This window comes from Micromonospora violae (genome assembly GCF_004217135.1).
GTDB classification, from domain to species: domain Bacteria; phylum Actinomycetota; class Actinomycetes; order Mycobacteriales; family Micromonosporaceae; genus Micromonospora; species Micromonospora violae.
Genome location: NZ_SHKK01000001.1, coordinates 72,778 through 90,372, shown reverse-complemented (window position 1 = coordinate 90,372; position 17,595 = coordinate 72,778). Strand labels below are relative to the sequence as shown.

Below are 17,595 nucleotides of genomic sequence, written 5' to 3'. Positions count from 1 at the left end.
TGTACTAGAACAAAGGGGCGCGCGATGTACCCACCCACCGCCCGGACCACACCCCACCGTTCCCGCGACAGGATGAGCTACGACCGGGCCGCCGCCCACGCTGTGCTCGACGAGGCGTACGACTGCGCGCTCAGCTTCACCGTGGACGGCCAGCCGCGGGTGCTGCCCACCCTGCACGTCCGCATCGGTGACACGCTCTACCTGCACGGCTCCACCGGCAGCCGGCCACTGCTCGCCGCCCGGGGCGACGACGGGCTGCCCGTCTGCGTCGCGGTGACACTGCTCGACGGGCTGGTCTACGCCCGCTCCCAGTTCCACTACAGCGCCAACTACCGCTCGGTCGTCGCGCACGGCACCGCCCGACTGGTCACCGACGAGCGGGAGAAGCGCGCCATGCTCACCGCGCTGGTCGAGAAGGTCGGCGCGGGACGCAGCACGAACACCCGCCCGCCCAGCCGCCGCGAGTTGGCCGAGACCGCCGTACTGGCGCTGCCCCTGCGTGAGGTGTCCGTCCGGGCCCGCACCGGCGGGGTCCGCGACGACGAGGCCGACCTGGACCTGCCGTACTGGGCCGGCGTGCTGCCGCTGCGGTTGACCCCCGGACAACCCGAGCCGGACGCCGGCGTCACCGCACCGCTGCCGGCGTTCCTGCGTACGGCCCGCACGCGGTGGCACGACCCGGTGCCGCTGCACGGCGACCACGTCCGGCTGGAGCCGCTGAACCTGAACCACACCGACGAGTTGCACGCCGCCACCGCAGACCCGGAGGTGTGGCGGCACCTCAGCGTGGCGCCGCCCACCGCGCCCGACGGGACCGCCGCGGTGATCGCCACCGCCCTGGCCGCCCAGCACCGCGGTGAGCGGGTGGCCTGGGTGCAGCGGTGCGCGGCCACCGGGGCGGTGGTGGGCAGCACGTCCTACTACGAGATCGACCCGGAGCGGCGGGCGGTGGCGATCGGGCACACCTTCCTCGGCCGGCCCTGGTGGCGTACCGGCATCAACACCGAGGCGAAACTGCTGCTGCTCGGCCGGGCCTTCGACGACCTGGGGGCGGTGCGGGTGGCCTGGCACACCGACATCCGCAACGTCCGCTCCCAGGCGGCCATCGAACGGCTCGGCGCCACCCGGGAAGGGGTCCTGCGGATGCACCGGCAACGCCCGGACGGCTCCTGGCGGGACACCGTGCAGTACGCGATGACCGTCGACGAGTGGCCGACGGCACAGGCCCGGCTGCGAGAAAGACTTCTGCGAACGGCACCGGTGGCGTGATGATGGCGGGCGTGCTGGGGATCACCGACATCTGGACGTACGTGCTGGGCACCGTGGCCATCATCCTGCTGCCCGGGCCGAACTCACTCTTCGTGCTCTCCACGGCGGCCAAACGAGGTGTCGCGGTCGGCTACCGGGCCGCCGGGGGCGTGTTCGTCGGCGACGGGGTGCTGATGTTCCTCTCCGCCGCCGGGGTGGCGTCGTTGCTCAAGGCGTACCCGCCGCTGTTCCTGGTGATCAAGTACGCCGGTGCCGCGTACCTCGGTTATGTCGGGGTGACCATGCTGCTCGGCGCCGTGCGGCGCTGGCGCGACCGCAACGACCCGAGCACGCCGCGGCTCATCGACGCCGCGGAGCCGGCGGCGATGCGCAGCCCGTTCCGCAAGGCGCTGGTGATCAGCCTGCTGAACCCGAAGGCGATCCTGTTCTTCATCTCGTTCTTCATCCAGTTCGTCGACCCCGGCTACGCCTGGCCGGCGCTGTCGTTCCTGCTCCTCGGCCTGATCGCCCAGGTGACCAGCGCGCTCTACCTGACCGCGTTGATCTTCGCGGGCACCTTCCTGGCCGCCCAGTTCCGGCAACGTCGCCGGCTGGCCGCCGGCGGGACCACCGCCGTGGCAGCACTGTTCCTGGCCTTCAGCCTCAAGCTGGCCACCGCCACCGCCGGCTAACCCCGCCCCGCGCCACCCCCGCTCCGCACGGGTCGATCATGGAGTTGTGGTGCCTCGCAAAAGGTGCAATACGGGATTTTCATCCCACCACAAGTCCATGATCGACGGGGGCGGGGGCGACGGGGGGGGAGGGCTCGTCAGGTGCCGTCGCCGCCGGAGCCGCCTCCTCCTACACCGGCGCTGCCGGCGGTGCCGCCCAGGCCGTAGCCGGGTCGGACCGGCTCGTCGGGGTGGCGGCTGACGTGGGCCGAGCCCGCGATCTGCGCGGACCAGTCGGCGTGCGCGGCCGCGGTGGCATGCCGGTTGATCGCCTGCCGGATCCAGCCGTCCACGGTGGCGACCCAGTCCCGCCGGTCGGCGCCTTCGTGCCAGATCCGGAACCGGCTGATGCTCTGGTGCGTGATTCCGGCCAGCGCCAGCCGGCGATCCGCCCAGAGGATCGCCTCCAGACCCGCCGAGTTGGTCACGAAGATCACCTCCAGTTCGGTGATCGGGCCGGCGTAGAGCGGCCCCACCCAGTAACCCCAGCGCTGGTGCAACGGCAGGGTGTGCTCCACCCCCGGCAGACCACCCTCCTGCAACCCGGACTGGCGGATCATGAAGCCCAGCGTGTCCAACGCCGCCAGCACGTGCTGCTGGGTGGGGATCGGGTGCACGAAGACCGGCACCATGGCCCCCTGATCCAGGTCGGGGTCGAGCGACACCTCGGTCCGCAGGCCCATCCGCAGGCTCAGCAGCGGCACCCCGCCGAAGATGGTCACCGGGGTCTCCCACGGCAGCGGAAGCGCGAAGTCGACCGCCCGCCGCCGACCGGCCGGCACCACGAACCGGCCGGCGATGGGCTGTTGGTAGAACTGCACGAGACGCCGGGCCGCCGCCGGGTCATCCGGCTCGACAGTGGTGACGAGGCCGAGCCGGATGTGCCGCACCAGCACGTCATCGGGGCCGGCTGCGAGGGTCACCCGCCCGGGCAGGCGCAGGCCCGGGCGGGTGCTCGGGTTGGGGAGCGTGGTCTGCACGGAGAGCCCGGTCCGACCGGACTCCGGGGACACTCCGGTCAGCCGCACCGCGCCCTCCGCCAGGTCAGGCTCCACAACCCCACCCGCTGTGAGGTCACCTCAACTCTCGCGGACCAGGCGGGCGGTCACCCCCACTTCGGCGGAAAGTGACCACCCATCCGATTCACCTCATCCGCCGCCCGCGCGGCACCGTGTCGGTCTCGTCGTCGAACTCGCCGATGACCTCCTCCAGGAGGTCCTCCAGCGCCACGAAGCCGATCGGCCGGGCCGGCCCACCGCCGTTGCGCACCAACGCCAGCTGTGACTGACGGGCCCGCATCGCCGTCACCGCCTCGGTGACCGACGACGTCGCGGGCAGGGTGAACGCGGGCGTCATCAAGTCACCGGCCTTGGCGACCCGGCCGGTGGTGACCACCCGTACCGCCTCCCGGACGTGCACGAGCCCGCACACGTCGCCCGCCTCGTCGAGCACCGCGAGCCGGGACCGGCCGCTGTCCCGGCTGACCTCTTCGATCCGCTCGGCCGGGTCGTCCCGGCGGACGGTGACCATGGTGGAGAACGGCTCCATCACCTGCGCCACCGACGTGCCCTGCAACTCCAGCATGCTGGTCAGTAACTGGTGCTGCTCGGCGCCGAGCAGCCCGTGCTCACGGGACTGCTCCAGCAGGATGCGCAGCTCGTCCGGGCCGTGCACCTGGGCGAGCTGGTCCTGCTGAGTGACCCCGAGAAGTCGCAGGATCGAATTGGCCAGGGCGTTGAGCGCGGAGAGCACCGGTCGGGAGACCCGCGCGAAGGCCCGGAACGGAAGCGCGAGCAGTGTCGCCGAACGCTCCGCGTCGGTGATCGCCCACGACTTCGGCGCCATCTCCCCCACCACCAGGTGCAGGAAGGTCACCAGCGCCAGCGCGAAGATCAGGCTGACCAGGTGGCTCGCCGCGTCCGGCAGGCCCACCGCGTGCAGCAGCGGGCTGACCAGGTGCTCGATCGCCGGTTCGGCCAGCGCGCCGAGACCCAGGGTGCACAGCGTGATGCCGAGCTGCGCGCCGGCCAGCATCAGCGACAGCTCGCGGACGCCGTCCAGCGCGGCCCGGGCGGCCCGACCGCCGTTCGCCGCCGCCTGCTCCAGGCGGTACCGCTTGCTGGCCACCAGGGCGAACTCGGCGGCCACGAAGAACCCGTTGAGCGCCAGCAGGATCACCGAACTGAACAGCGCGATCCCGGGGCTCATCGGTGCTTTCCTTCAGTCGCGACCGCGGGGCTCACAAGCTCGTTCCTCGCGCTCATGCGGTCACCCCGGGTTTGGTCAACTGCAACCGCACCGAATCGGCCACGTGCCGGTCCACGGCCAGCACCTCGACCAGCGCCCGGGGCTCCGCGTCGTGTTCCTCGCCGTCCGTCCCCTCGGGTTGCAGGCTGATCTCCAGCCGGTCACCGACCTCCGGCACCCGGCCCAGCTCCCGCATCACCAACCCGGACAGGGTGTCGTACTCGGGGGCCTCGGGCAGGGCGATGCCGGTGCTGTCGGCGACCTCGTCGATCCGCCAGCGGGCCGGCACCACCCAGGACCCGTCGTCCTGCCGGGCCGGAGCCCGCTCCGGTGGATCGTCCTCGTCGCGGATCGGGCCGACCAGCTCCTCGGCGATGTCCTCCAGCGTGATGACGCCGGCGAAGCCGCCGTACTCGTCGACCACGCACGCCATCTGCCGGTGCCCGGACCGCAGGCGGTCGAGCACCGTGGGCAGGGGCAACGTCTCCGGTACGAGCAGCGGCGGCCCGGCCACCGCGCTCACCGGGGTGGTGGCGCGCTCCTCCGGGGGTACGCCGAGCACGTCGGCGATGCCGACGATGCCGAGCAGGTCGTCGACGCCCTCCGCACCGCGCACCGGAAAGCGGGAGTGGCCGGTGTCCAACAGCTCGACCACCCGGCTGACCGGCTCGTGCGCCCGAAGGGTGTGCACGTCGACGCGGGGCACCATGGCCTCGCCGGCGGTCAGCTCGCGGAAGTCCAGACCTCGGTCGAGCAGCGTGGACGTCTCGGCGTCCAGGCTGCCCTCCTCGCGGGACTCGGCGATGATCTGCTCCAGGTCGGCCGGGGTGGCACCGCTGGGCAGCTCCTCGATCGGTTCGATACCGACCCGGCGCAGCAGACGGACCGCCGCCCGGTCGAAGAGCCGGATCAGCGGCCCGGCGACGGCCAGGTAGATCAGGGTGGATCGGCTCAGCCCCCGGGCCAACTGCTCGGCCCGGGCGATGGCCAGGTTCTTCGGGGCCAGCTCACCCAGGACCATCTGCACGATGGTGGCGATGACCAGGGCCAACGCCACCGACAGCGGCAGGCTGACCGCCTCGCTGACGCCGGCCACGCCGAGCAGGTCGGCGAGCCCACCGCCCAGGTACGGCTCGGCGACGTAACCGACCAGCAGTGCGGTGACGGTGATGCCGAGTTGGGCGCCGGAGAGCATGAAGGAGAGCCGACTGGTGACGGTCAGGGCCCGGGCGGCGGCCTGGTCGCCGTCATCGGCGAGCTGGCGCAGCTTGCCCCGGTCCACCGCGACGTAGCCGAACTCCTGCGCCACGAAGTAGCCGGTGGCGGCAGTGAGGATGATGATCAGAAGGAGACCAACGACGATCAGCACGGGTTGCTCAGGGCTCCCGGGGTCGTCGGTGCGGGGATATGCCGGGCACGACCCGGCTGGCTACTGCTGCCCTCCTGGGCAGAAGAGTCGATCATGCCGCCATTTTATCGGCGCTGGCTGGGACTCCGCTGAGGGTGGGCCGAAGGAGCGAATCGTCCGGTTCACCGGTCGTCACGCCGACCCCGCCGACCCACCGCCCGAGCCGCGTTCGGCCAGTTCGTCGGCGTCGAGCAGGCTCCGGTCGAGCCGCCCCGACCGGTACGCGGCCCGCCCGATCATCTGCGCCGCGACCGGCGCGGTCGCCAACTGGAAGACCGCCACCAGCAGGATCATGCCCAGGTCCCCCGGGGACCGCAGCCGCAACGCGAGGCCCAGCAGCAGCAGGAGCACCCCGAGCACCTGCGGCTTGGTGGCCGCGTGCATCCGGGACAACGCGTCCGGGAAACGCAGCACGCCGATCGCGGCGGCCAGGGCGAGCAGCGCTCCGGCCACCACGCAGCCGGCGCCGAGCCAGTCCGCGATCGTGGCGATCACCGCTGCTCCCGGACGGCGAAGCGGACCAGCGACACCGAGCCCACGAAACCGAGCAGGGAGAGCACCACCAGCACGGGCAGGGTGGTGGGGTGCCGGTTGACCGCCGCCTCGGCGCCCACCGCGCCGACCATCGTGGCGAGCAGCATGTCCGCGGCGATCACCCGGTCCACCAGCGACGGGCCGCGGTACAGGCGGGCCAGCGCGAGGAGCGCGGTGATCGACAGCAGCACGGTGAGGACGACAGCCAGGAACGTGGTCACGGGCGGGTTTCCCTTCCGGGTGGAGTGACGTCGAGGCGGCGCAGTTCGGCGTTGGAGCCCACCGCGCGGACGATTCGCCGCTCGACGGCGAGCGCGTGTTCCCGGGCCACGTCCAGGTCCGCCCGGTCGTGGGTGTCCAGGACGTGCAGGTAGAGCGTCCCCGAGTCCCGGTCTATCTCGAGGATCAGCGTGCCCGGCACCAGCGAGACCGCCTCGGCGGTGAGCGCCAGGTTCAGGTCGGTGGCGATCCGCAACCGGACCGCGATGATCGCCCCGCGCGGCCGGTAGCCGGGCTGCACGGCGATCCAGGCGATGTGCAGGCTCGCGTTGACCAGTTCGATGACGAACCGGCCCGCGAACGCCAGCAGCGCCCGTGGTCGCAGCCGGCCACCGAAGCTGACCGCCGGCAGCGGGAAGAACACCAGCACGGCCCCGCCCACCAGCAGGCCACCGACCAGGTTCGCCCAGGTGATGTCACCCCAGAGCAGGGTCCAGACCACCACCAGCCAGCCGAGCGCCACGGCCTGGTCCCGCCAGCGCCCGAGCCGGCGCCGCAGCGCTCCCGGCCGTCGGGATGTTCCGGCCGTCGGCGGCGAGCCGGTCACGGTACGCCGCCGGGCAGCACGGCACGGACGTACGGGGTACGCAGGCGCAGGTCCACGGCCGCGTCAGCGGTGACGTCGAAGAGTGGACCAGCCAGCACGGTCAACGCCAGCCCGAGGGCGACCAGGGCAACCGTGGCGCCCACCATGAGCTTCGGCAGCCGGACGACCGGCTCGCTGGTGGCCAACCGGGGCGCGCGCCAGAAGGCGATGTTCCACACCCGGGACGCCACGTACAGGGTGAGCAGGCTGGTCAGCGTGCCCGCCGCGACCAGCACCCCGGGCAGTGGCCCGCCGGCCGCCACCCCGGCCTGGAGCAGGCCGATCTTGCCGAGGAAACCGGAGAACGGTGGCACTCCGGCGAGATTCATGGCCGGCACGAAGAAGAGCACACCGAGCAGCGGCGCCACCCGGGCCAGCCCGCCGATGCGGCGCAGGTCGGTGCTGCCGGCGCGCTCCTCGACCAGCCCGGCGACGAGAAACAGCGTGGTCTGGATGGTGATGTGGTGCACCACGTAGAAGATCGCGCCGGAGAGCCCGGCGGCGGTGCTCAACGCCACCCCGAAGATCATGTAGCCGATGTGACTGACCAGGGTGAACGAGAAGAGTCGCTTCATGTCGGACTGGGCCACCGCACCGAGGATGCCGATCACCATGGTCAACCCGGCGACCACCATCAGCAGCACGTCGGCACGCCCACCAGGAAACAGCAACGTCTCGGTGCGGATGATCGCGTAGACGCCCACCTTGGTGAGCAGTCCCGCGAAGACGGCCGTGACCGGGGCTGGCGCGGTGGGGTAGCTGTCCGGCAGCCAGGCCGACAGCGGGAAGACCGCCGCCTTGATCGCGAACGCCAGCAGCAGCATCAGCTCCAGGGTCAACCGGACGCCGCCGGGCAACTCGTCGAGGCGCTGGGCGAGCTGGGCGAGGTTGAGCGTGCCGGTGGCCGCGTACACCAGGCCCACCGACGTCAGGAAGAGCATCGAGGAGAGGATGCTGACCACCACGTACGTCGACCCGGTCCGGATCCGGGTCTCGGTCCCACCCAGGGTGATCAGCACGAAGCTCGCCGCCAGCAGGATCTCGAACCCGACGAAGAGGTTGAACAGGTCGCCCGCCAGGAACGCGTTGGTGACGCCCGCCGTGAGCACCAGATACGTCGGGTGGAAGATCGACACCGGGGAGATCTCGCTCGTCTCGCTGCGACCCTGGCCGATCGAGTACAGCAGCACGCAGAGGGTCACCGCCGAGGACACCACCAGCATCAGCGCGGCGAGTTGATCGGCCACCAGGACGATGCCGACCGGCGCCGGCCACCCCCCGACCGCCACCACCACCGGCCCGTACCGGTACGCCTGCACCAGCAGCAGCACCGCCACGGTCAGCGTGCCACCGAGGCACAGCACGCTGGTCAAGCGTTGAAGTCGCGGCTTCCCGGCCAGCAGCAGGGTCAGCGCCGCACCGAGCAGCGGCACCACCACCGGCAACGGCACCAGCGCGCGCATCACACCTCATCCCCGCGTCGCAGCCGACGCCGGGCCGGCTCCGGATCGACCTGCTCCGGGTCACCGTTCGGGCCCTCCCCACCGCGGTCGACCGCGCCCACCTCGTTACGCCCGGCCCGGCGGATGATCTGCCGGTCCTCCAGGTCGTCGGGCACCTCGTCGTCGCCGGAGAGATACCAACTGCGGTACGCCACCGCGAGCAGGAACGCGGTGAACCCGAAGGTGATCACAATGGAGGTCAACACCATCGCCTGCGACAACGGATCACTCATCCGCCCCACCGGCCCGGTGCCGACGATCGGCGCCCCGCCCGACCGACCGCCCAGCAGGATCAGCAGGTTCACCCCGTTGCCGAGCATGATCACACCGAGCAGGATCCGGGTCAGGCTGCGCTCCAACAGCAGGATCACCCCGCACCCGACCAGGACCGCGACGGCCAGCACCAGCACCAACGTCGGCCCCGCGTCGCCCCTCGTCATGATGTCCGGTCTCCCTTGTCGACGGCCAGCCCACCCGTGGCCGCTCCGGTGGCCTCGATGTGCCGGTCCACCTCGGCCCCGAGGCTGCGCAGGATGTCCAGCATCAGCCCGATCACGACCAGGTACACGCCGATGTCGAAGAAGATCGACGTCACCAGGTGGGCGTCACCGATCAGTGGCAGAGCCCGGTCGACCTTCGCGCTCTCCAGCACCGACCCACCGAGCAGCAGGGCCACCACGCCGCTGCCCACCGCCATGGCCAGTCCGGCACCGAGAATCGGGCCGGCACCGATCGGGACCGCCTCGGTCAGCTCGTACCGGCCGCCGGCCAGATAGCGGACCACCAGGGCGAGACCCGCCACCAGGCCGCCGGTGAACCCGCCGCCCGGCGCGTTGTGCCCGGAGAAGAGCAGGAACAGGGAGAACAGCACCACGGTGTGGAAGATCAGCCGGATGACCACCTCCAACACGATCGAGCGGCGCTCCTCGTGGAGAGTGGGGCCACCGCGCAGCCACACCGCCCGGCCGCGTCTGCTCACCCGCTGGCCCGGCTCGGGTCGGCGCGGCCGCGGGCCGGTGCGGGAACGCTCGAAGATCAGGCTGGCCACTCCGGTCGCGGCCACCACCAGCACCGCCAACTCACCCATCGTGTCCCAGGCCCGGATGTCGACCAGGGTCACGTTGACCACGTTGCGGCCGTACCCGTGCGCCACCGCCAGATCCGGAAAGGCGGCGGAGATGCCCGGTGCCCGGCGGGCACCGACGGCGGTGAGGGCCAACCCGGCGGCCACCACCCCCGCAGTTGCCCCGATCGCCCGACGGACCCAGCGGCTACGGCGCAGCGGGCGGGCCGAGAACCGCTCCGGCAGGCGACGCAGCACCAGCACGAAGACCGCGATCGTCGACGTCTCCACCAGGAACTGGGTGAGCGCCAGGTCGGGCGCTCCATGCAGCACGAAGAGCATCGCCGTGCCGTAGCCGGTCATGCCCACCAGCAGCATGGCGGTGAGCCGACGACGGGCACCGACCGCCAGCACCGCCGCCACCGTGATCACCAGCACGACCACCGGTTGCAGCAGGCTGTCCCAGAGCGGAATCCGCGACCACCAGGGGGTGGCGGAGAGCATCGCCGCGCCCGGTACCAGCACCAGGGTGAGCAGGATGACACCCAGATACTGCGGCAGCGAGCCGCGCTGGGTCGCGCCGGTGACATCAATGGCCAGCCGGTCGAACCGGCCCACGACCCACTCGTACCCCTGGTTGCCCCCGACCGGTGACCGGAGCCGGGCCAGCACCGGCGCGAGCGGCCCACGCACCGCGAAGAGCAGGCCGCCACCGAGGAGCGCCACCACGGACAGGCCGAGCGCCGGGGTCGGTCCGGCCCAGAGCGCCAGGTGCGCGTCGACTCCCCCGAGCAGATCGGCGTACGGACGCAGCAGGTCGTCCAGCACGCTCGCGGCCGGGCCGGCGAGCAGGCCGGCACCGGCGAGCACCGCCGGCGGGACCAGCAGCGACGCGGCGATCGACTTCGGCGGGACCGGTTCCACACCGGCCCGGTCGGCGAACGCGCCCCAGAGGAAGCGGGCGCTGTACGCGACGGTGAGCACCGTCCCGGCGACCAGGCCGGCGAGGAGCACCGGGTGGTCGGTGAACGCGTCGAACACCGCCTCCTTGGCCACGAAGCCGACCAGCGGTGGCACCCCGGCCATCGACGCGGCGGCCAGCACGGCGACCACGAACAGCGGCCGGGACCAGTGCCGCAGCCCGGACAGTTCGCGCAGGTCACGGGTGCCGGCGGCATGATCGATGATGCCGACGACCAGGAACAGCGCCGCCTTGAACAGGGCGTGTGCCAGCAGCATCGCCGTGCCGGCCAGGGCGGCGTCCGGGGTGCCCGAGCCGGTCACCGCGACCAGCAGGCCGAGCTGGCTGACCGTCCCGTACGCCAGCAGCAGCTTGAGGTCGGTCTGACGCAGCGCGGCCCACCCACCCAGCAGCATGGTCGCCACCCCGGCGACCTGCACCACCGGCCGCCACGGGCCAACCGTGGCGAGCACCGGCGCGAGCAGCCCGACCAGGTACACGCCCGCCTTGACCATGGCGGCGGCGTGCAGGTAGGCGCTCACCGGCGTGGGTGCCGCCATCGCGACCGGCAGCCAGGAACTGAACGGCAGCACCGCCGATTTGGAGAGCGCACCGGCCAGGATCAGCAGCACCGCACCCACCAGGTAACCGCCGCCGGGCAGCGGCTGGGCGCTGATCTCCGACCAGCGGTACGTGCCGGCGTGCTCGCCGAGCATGATGAAGCCGACCAGCATCGCGAGGCCGCCCAGCGTGGTGACGGTCAACGCCTGCGCCGCCGCCCAGCGGCTGGACCGCCGTTCGGTGCTCTGCCCGATCAGCAGGTACGAGAAGATCGTGGTCAGCTCCCAGCCGACGTAGAGCAGCAGCAGGTCGTCGGCGAAGACCAGGACAAGCATCGCGCCGGCGAAGGCGACCAGGACCGCAGCGAAGCGCGCCAACCCGGTAGAGCCCTCGCTGAAGTAGTGGGCGCTGTAGACCAGAACCAGCGCGCCGACGCCGCCGATCAGCAGCGTCATCAACCAGGACAGCGTGGTGACCCGCAACGCGATGTCGAGATCCAACTGCCGGATCCACGGGTACGTCTCGACCACCGCCCCGCCGTGGGCGACGGCCGGGGTGCGGGCCACCGCCCAGCCGAACGCGGCGGCCGGCGCAAGCGCCAGCGGGTAGCACGCGCGCGGACCCCACCAGCGGACGAGCAGGGGCGCGGCGAGGGCCGCCACGAGATGGAGGATGAGCAGTACCAGCACCTGCGCTCCCGATCGACATGGCCGACGCCCGTGGCAGCGGTGGCGCCTAGCAGCGATCAGACGACAGTTCGTGCCTCGCCGGGCGGTTTTGCGGGAATTCGCCCGCCAGCCCAGAACCCCACCCCAAGCCCAAACCCCACCCGCACGCCCTCAGCCCTCGCCCTCGCGCTCAGCCTCGGCCCTCAGCCTCGGCCCTCAGCCTCAGCCCTCAGCCCTCAGCCCTCGGCCCTCCCGGCCCCAGCCCTCCCGGCCTCGCAACCTCCCGGCTCGCGCCGATCTTGCAGGCTCGACCGTCGAGCTGCGAAGAATGTCCCCTACGCCGCGACAGCAAGCGCAAGATCGCGGGAGACGAGCGCCACGCCCTCGTCGATCATGGAGTTGTGGTGCCTGCTTTGGTCTTTCGCGGGGCATTTGTCACCCACCACAACTCCATGATCGACGGGGGTGGGACCACCGAGGCACATGGGGCCGGCGGGTGGGGCCGGCGGGGTGGGGGTGGGCGGGGCGGGGGTGGGGTGGGGGTGGGGGTGGGGGTGGGGGTGGGGGTGGGGTGTCAGGTTAGGAGGGCGTTGTTGAGGGGTTGGGCGTCGTCGGGTGTGGGGCGGTCGCGACGCAGCTCGGCCAGCAGGTCGGAGCGGCCGAGTTGGCGGGCGACCCGGTCGACCACCCGCTCGGCGGCGGTCAGCGACCGCACCGAGAGCAGGCGTCCGCGACTCTCGCGCCGCAGCACGAAGTAGTGGACGGCGACGCGCACCTGACCACGATCGGCGGCGCTGGCCTGGGCGGTGCAGAGCACCAACTCGCGCAGGCAGCGGGCGAGACGTTCGGCGAGCTCGAGCTCGGGGCCGTGCAGGCCGGCGCGGAGGGTGGCGAGGTGGCTGTCAACCTTGCGAATCAGCACGTCGGTGCCCGGTTCGACGGTGCGCTGCTCGCCGGCCATCAAATCCCCTCACCCCGGTTCGCGTTGCGAGTGAAGTTACTTTATGTTGCTCCTCAGAAGCAAGCAGTTAAGTGAGACTTAACGTATTAAGCGCACGTTCCACGCTTTTTGCCTTTTGCTCGCCCATTCCGCCGTGAGGTCGTTCGTGGATGTCAGACCGGCGGGGCACGATGGACCGGTGACCGGGGCAGACGCAGACGCCGGCGCGGTGCTCGCCGGGTTCGGCCCGGCCACCCGCGCCTGGTTCGACAACGCCTTCGCCGCCCCGACCGCCGCGCAGACCGGCGCCTGGCGGTCGGTCGCCGCCGGTCGCAACGCGCTCGTGGTGGCACCCACCGGCTCGGGCAAGACGCTCGCGGCCTTCCTCTGGTCACTCGACCGGCTCGCCCGCGAACCCGCGCCGACCGAAGCCCGCCAGCGGTGCCGCGTGCTCTACGTCAGCCCGCTCAAGGCCCTCGCCGTCGACGTGGAGCGCAACCTGCGCGCCCCGCTGGCCGGCATCCGACAGGCGGCCACCCGGCTGGGCGTCGCACCACCCGACATCACCGTCGGCATGCGCACCGGCGACACGCCCGCCGACGAGCGACGAGCCTTCGCCCGCACCCCGCCCGACATCCTCATCACCACGCCCGAGTCGCTGTTCCTGCTGCTCACGTCCGCGGCTCGCGACTCGCTGCGCGGCATCCAGACGGTGATCGTCGACGAGGTGCACGCGGTGGCCGGCAGCAAACGCGGGGCCCACCTCGCCCTCTCCCTGGAACGCCTCGACGAGCTGCTGCCCGCCCCGGCGCAGCGCATCGGTCTCTCGGCCACCGTCCGGCCGATCGACGCGTGCGCGCAGTTCCTCGGCGGCGCCCGCCCGGTCGACGTGGTGCAACCGGCCACCCCCAAGACCATCGAGGTCAGCGTGCAGGTCCCGGTGGAGGACATGACCCGCCTGGACGAGCAGGAGCAGCCACCGGAGGACGACCTCGGCGGCCCCGGGCCACGGCGGGCGTCGATCTGGCCGGCCGTGGAGGAGCGGGTCTTCACCCTCATCGGGCAGCACCGCTCGACCATCGTCTTCACCAACTCCCGCCGCAGCGCCGAACGCCTCTGCGCCCGGCTCAACGAGCTGGCCGCCGAAGAGGCGGCCGAGGGCGCGATCGGCGTACCGGAGGGGGTGTCGACCGACGACGACCCGGCCGGCGACGGCAACCCGGCGGCCGGTGCGCAGCGGTGGGGTGGCCCCGCCGGTCCGGTGCGCAACCGGCCGCCGGCCGAGGTGATGGCCCAAGCCGGCGCGGCCACCGGCGCGGCACCTGTGATCGCCCGCGCCCATCACGGCAGCGTCTCCCGGGAGGAGCGCAAGCACATCGAGGAGGCGCTCAAGTCCGGCCAGCTCCCGGCGGTGGTGGCCACGTCCAGCCTGGAGCTGGGCATCGACATGGGCGCGGTCGACCTGGTGGTGCAGATCGAGGCGCCGCCGAGCGTGGCCGCCGGGCTGCAACGGGTCGGTCGGGCCGGGCACCAGGTGGGTGCCGTCTCGCGCGGGGTGGTCTTCCCCAAGCACCGCGGCGACCTGCTCTCCTGCGCGGTGGTCGCCGAGCGGATGACCGACGGCGCGATCGAGGAGCTGCACTACCCGCGCAACCCGCTGGACGTGCTGGCCCAACAGATCGTCGCGATGGTGGCGCTGGAGCCGTGGGCCCTCGGCGACCTGGCCGTGCTGGTCCGCCGGGCCGCGCCCTTCGCCGAGCTGCCCGACTCGGCGCTGCACGCCGTACTGGACATGCTCTCCGGCCGCTATCCGTCCACCGCCTTCGCCGAGCTGCGCCCCCGACTGGTCTGGGACCGGGCCACCGACCTGCTCACCGGCCGCCCCGGCGCGCAGCGGCTCGCGGTGACCAGTGGCGGCACCATTCCCGACCGGGGCCTGTTCGGGGTCTTCCTGGCCGGTGCCGAGCGCGCCGCCCGGGTCGGTGAGCTGGACGAGGAGATGGTCTACGAGTCCCGGGTCGGCGACGTCTTCCTGCTCGGCTCCTCGTCCTGGCGCATCGAGGAGATCACCCCCGACCGGGTGCTGGTCTCGCCCGCGCCGGGGCAGGCCGCACGGATGCCGTTCTGGAAGGGCGACCAGTTGGGCCGGCCGGTGGAGCTGGGCCGGGCCATCGGTGCCCGGGTGCGCACCCTGCTGCGACAGACCGACGAGGCGGCACTGGCCGCGCTGCGCGACGGCGGGCTGGACGACTGGGCCGCCGGCAACCTGATGGCCTACCTGCATGAGCAGCGGGACGCCACCCGCTCGCTGCCCGACGACCGCACGGTCGTGGTCGAGCGGTTCCGCGACGAGTTGGGTGACTGGCGGTTGGCCGTGCACAGCGTTCTCGGTGCCCGGGTCAACGGCCCCTGGGCGCTCGCGGTGGGCCGCCGGCTGGCCGAGCGGTACGGGGTGGACGCCCAGGTGATGCCCTCCGACGACGGCATCGTGGTGCGACTTCCGGACACCGCCGACGAGCCTCCCGGCGCCGACGTGGTGGTCTTCGAGCCGGACGAGATCACCCAGCTGGTGGAGGAGTCGGTCGGCACCTCGGCCCTCTTCGCCGCCCGTTTCCGGGAGTGCGCCGCGCGGTCACTGCTGCTGCCGCGCCGCGACCCGCGCCGCCGCCAGCCGCTCTGGCAGCAACGGCAACGTGCCGCGCAGCTGCTCGACGTCGCCCGCGAGTACGCGGACTTCCCGGTCACCCTGGAGGCCGCCCGGGAGTGCCTCCAGGACGTCTTCGACCAGCCGGCGCTGGCCGGGCTGATGCGCGACCTGGCCACCCGCAAGGTGCGGCTGGTCGAGGTGGAGACCAGCGCGCCGTCCCCGTTCGCGCGGTCGCTGCTCTTCGGCTATGTCGGCGCGTTCCTCTACGAGGGCGACGCCCCGCTCGCCGAACGCCGTGCCGCCGCACTCGCCCTCGATTCCACGCTCCTCGGCGAGTTGCTCGGCCGGGTCGACCTGCGTGAGTTGCTCGACCCGGCGGTGCTCACCGAGACCGACCGGCAGCTGCGGTGGCTGACCGAGCAGCGTCGCCCCCGCGACGCCGAGGACGTCGTCGAGCTGCTGCGGGTGCTCGGTGACCTGAGCGACGCCGAGTTGACCGAGCGGGGTGTGCCGCAGACGTGGCTCACCGAACTGGAGGCGACCCGGCGGGTGCTGCGGGTCCGGATCGCCGGCGAGCAACGCTGGGTGGGCGTCGAGGACGCGGCCCGCCTGCGCGACGCCCTGGGTGTGGCGATGCCGGTGGGGGTGGCCGAGGCGTACCTCGCCCCGGTGGCCGACCCGCTCGGCGACCTGGTGGCCCGCTACGCCCGCACCCACGGGCCGTTCGCCGCGGCCAGCTGCGCGGCCCGGTTCGGGCTCGGCGTGTTCGTCGTGGAGCAGGCGCTGCGCCGGCTCGGCGCGACCGGGCGGGTGGTCTCCGGGGAGTTCACCCCGGATTCGGCCGGTGCCCAGTGGTGCGACGCCGAGGTGCTGCGGATGCTGCGCCGCCGCTCGCTCGCGGCGCTGCGCCGGGAGATCGAGCCGGTGCCGCCCCGGGCCCTCGCCACGTTCCTGCCCCGCTGGCAGCAGGTCGGCTCGTCGGCCCGGGGTGTCGAGGCGCTCGCCGCCACCGTGGAGCAGTTGCAGGGCGCGGCGGTGCCGGCGTCCGCCCTGGAGCGGTTGGTGCTGCCCGCCCGGGTCGCGGACTACTCCCCCGCCCAGCTCGACGAGCTGTGCGCCAGCGGGGAGGTGCTCTGGGCCGGGTCGGGTGCGATCTCCGGGGGCGACGGCTGGGTCACCCTGGCGTACGCGGACACCGCGCCGCTGCTGCTCCCGCCACCGGACGAGGCGTTGACCCGCACCCCGCTGCACGATGCGGTGCTCGACGCGCTCGGCGACGGGCAGGCGCTGTTCTTCCGCCCGCTCGCCGACCGGGTCGGTTCGACCGACGACGCCGCCCTGACCGCGGTGATCTGGGATCTGGTCTGGGCTGGGCACCTCAGCAACGACACCCTGGCCCCGCTGCGCGCGGTGCTCGGCGTTGGCGGGGCGCACCGCTCCCGGCCGTCCGCGCCGCGCACCCGTTACCGCCGGCCCGGTCGGGTGGCGCTGCCCACCCGGGGTGGTCCGCCGACCGTCGCCGGCCGCTGGTCACGTCTCCCGGAGCGGGATCTCGACCCGACCCGGCGGGCCGCCGCACTCGCCGACCTGCTGTTGGAGCGGCACGGGGTGGTCACCCGCGGCGCGGTGATGGCCGAGCAGGTGGTTGGCGGGTTCTCGGCGGTCTACCCGGTGCTCTCGGCCCTGGAGGAGCGGGGCGCGGCCCGTCGGGGCTACTTCGTCGAAGGGCTCGGCGCGGCGCAGTTCGCCGTACCCGGTGCGGTCGACCGGCTCCGCGCGCTGGCCGAACCGACCGACGGGGTCGGCGGCCGGAGCGCGGTGGCCACCGTGCTCGCCGCCACCGATCCGGCCAACCCGTACGGCGCGGCGCTGCCCTGGCCGGAACGGGTGGTCGACTCGGGCGACGGGGCCACCCCGGCGACCGGGCACCGGGCCGGCCGGAAGGCGGGTGCCCTGGTGGTCCAGGTCGGCGGAGACCTCGTCCTCTACGTCGAACGCGGCGGCCGGACGCTGCTCTCCTTCAGCGACGACACCGACACGCTCGCCGCGGCCGGCAAGGCGCTCGCCGACGCCGTCCACTCCGGGGCGTTGGGTGCGATGTCGGTGGAGCGGGCCGACGGCGAGGCGGTGCACTCATCGCCGCTGCGGGACGCGCTGACCACCGCCGGCTTCCGGGCCACCCCCCGCGGCCTGCGCCTACGCGGCTGACCCGCCAGTTCC

13 protein-coding genes are annotated in these 17,595 nt (G+C 72.8%); 3 read left to right on the top strand and 10 right to left on the bottom strand.

Going from position 1 to position 17,595, the window contains the following annotated elements:
- Positions 1-24 precede the first annotated feature (24 nt).
- Together EV382_RS00400 and leuE are read left to right on the top strand one after the other, a co-directional pair.
- Positions 25-1,269 (top strand): bifunctional pyridoxamine 5'-phosphate oxidase family protein/GNAT family N-acetyltransferase, encoded by a 1,245-nt coding sequence (locus EV382_RS00400; RefSeq protein ID WP_130399690.1) that lies wholly within the window; start codon positions 25-27, stop codon positions 1,267-1,269.
- Entirely contained in the window at positions 1,269-1,940 is a 672-nt protein-coding gene (gene leuE, locus EV382_RS00395) for a leucine efflux protein LeuE (protein WP_130399689.1), read from the top strand. Before EV382_RS00400 ends, leuE begins: the two co-directional genes overlap by 1 nt.
- 137 nt (positions 1,941-2,077) lie before the next feature.
- Here leuE and EV382_RS00390 read toward each other — a convergent pair whose 3' ends face one another.
- From EV382_RS00390 to EV382_RS00340, 10 genes are all read right to left on the bottom strand, one after another.
- On the bottom strand, positions 2,078-3,007 hold the full coding sequence (locus EV382_RS00390; protein ID WP_130408269.1) for a sporulation protein: 930 nt from the start codon (positions 3,005-3,007) through the stop codon (positions 2,078-2,080).
- A gap of 115 nt (positions 3,008-3,122) precedes the next feature.
- A complete protein-coding gene (locus EV382_RS00385) occupies positions 3,123-4,187 on the bottom strand; it encodes a hemolysin family protein (RefSeq protein ID WP_130399688.1) in 1,065 nt (354 codons plus the stop codon).
- A gap of 52 nt (positions 4,188-4,239) precedes the next feature.
- Positions 4,240-5,595 (bottom strand): hemolysin family protein, encoded by a 1,356-nt coding sequence (locus tag EV382_RS00380; protein WP_130399687.1) that lies wholly within the window; start codon positions 5,593-5,595, stop codon positions 4,240-4,242.
- Between the two features lie 171 nt (positions 5,596-5,766).
- Positions 5,767-6,126 carry a monovalent cation/H(+) antiporter subunit G gene (gene mnhG / locus EV382_RS00375; RefSeq protein ID WP_130408267.1) on the bottom strand — a complete coding sequence of 120 codons (360 nt, stop codon included), beginning with the start codon at positions 6,124-6,126 and terminating at the stop codon, positions 5,767-5,769.
- Complete coding sequence (locus EV382_RS00370; RefSeq protein WP_130399686.1) at positions 6,126-6,389, bottom strand: MrpF/PhaF family protein; 264 nt, start codon at positions 6,387-6,389, stop codon at positions 6,126-6,128. The genes mnhG and EV382_RS00370 overlap by 1 nt, the downstream gene beginning before the upstream one ends.
- A complete protein-coding gene (locus EV382_RS00365) occupies positions 6,386-6,994 on the bottom strand; it encodes a Na+/H+ antiporter subunit E (RefSeq protein ID WP_130399685.1) in 609 nt (202 codons plus the stop codon). Before EV382_RS00365 ends, EV382_RS00370 begins: the two co-directional genes overlap by 4 nt.
- On the bottom strand, positions 6,991-8,496 hold the full coding sequence (locus EV382_RS00360) for a Na+/H+ antiporter subunit D (RefSeq protein WP_130399684.1): 1,506 nt from the start codon (positions 8,494-8,496) through the stop codon (positions 6,991-6,993). The genes EV382_RS00365 and EV382_RS00360 overlap by 4 nt, the downstream gene beginning before the upstream one ends.
- A complete protein-coding gene (locus EV382_RS00355; protein ID WP_130399683.1) occupies positions 8,496-8,975 on the bottom strand; it encodes a Na(+)/H(+) antiporter subunit C in 480 nt (159 codons plus the stop codon). The genes EV382_RS00360 and EV382_RS00355 overlap by 1 nt, the downstream gene beginning before the upstream one ends.
- Positions 8,972-11,809: a Na+/H+ antiporter subunit A gene (locus EV382_RS00350; RefSeq protein WP_130399682.1), complete on the bottom strand. Its 2,838-nt coding sequence runs from the start codon at positions 11,807-11,809 to the stop codon at positions 8,972-8,974. The genes EV382_RS00355 and EV382_RS00350 overlap by 4 nt, the downstream gene beginning before the upstream one ends.
- Positions 11,810-12,362: 553 nt before the next feature.
- A complete protein-coding gene (locus EV382_RS00340) occupies positions 12,363-12,749 on the bottom strand; it encodes a hypothetical protein (protein WP_130399681.1) in 387 nt (128 codons plus the stop codon).
- Between the two features lie 178 nt (positions 12,750-12,927).
- On the opposite strand from EV382_RS00340, the gene EV382_RS00335 reads away from it, so the two are divergent.
- On the top strand, positions 12,928-17,583 hold the full coding sequence (locus EV382_RS00335) for an ATP-dependent helicase (RefSeq protein WP_130399680.1): 4,656 nt from the start codon (positions 12,928-12,930) through the stop codon (positions 17,581-17,583).
- The last annotated feature ends 12 nt before the right edge of the window (positions 17,584-17,595 follow it).

Excerpts from the sequence above, each read along its gene's own strand:
- EV382_RS00340 (WP_130399681.1), bottom strand. The coding sequence starts at position 12,749 with ATGGCCGGCGAGCAGCGCACCGTCGAACCGGGCACCGACGTGCTGATT.
- EV382_RS00385 (WP_130399688.1), bottom strand. The coding sequence starts at position 4,187 with ATGAGCCCCGGGATCGCGCTGTTCAGTTCGGTGATCCTGCTGGCGCTC.
- EV382_RS00360 (WP_130399684.1), bottom strand. The coding sequence starts at position 8,496 with ATGCGCGCGCTGGTGCCGTTGCCGGTGGTGGTGCCGCTGCTCGGTGCG.
- leuE (WP_130399689.1), top strand. The coding sequence starts at position 1,269 with ATGATGGCGGGCGTGCTGGGGATCACCGACATCTGGACGTACGTGCTG.
- EV382_RS00355 (WP_130399683.1), bottom strand. The coding sequence starts at position 8,975 with ATGACGAGGGGCGACGCGGGGCCGACGTTGGTGCTGGTGCTGGCCGTC.
- EV382_RS00400 (WP_130399690.1), top strand. The coding sequence starts at position 25 with ATGTACCCACCCACCGCCCGGACCACACCCCACCGTTCCCGCGACAGG.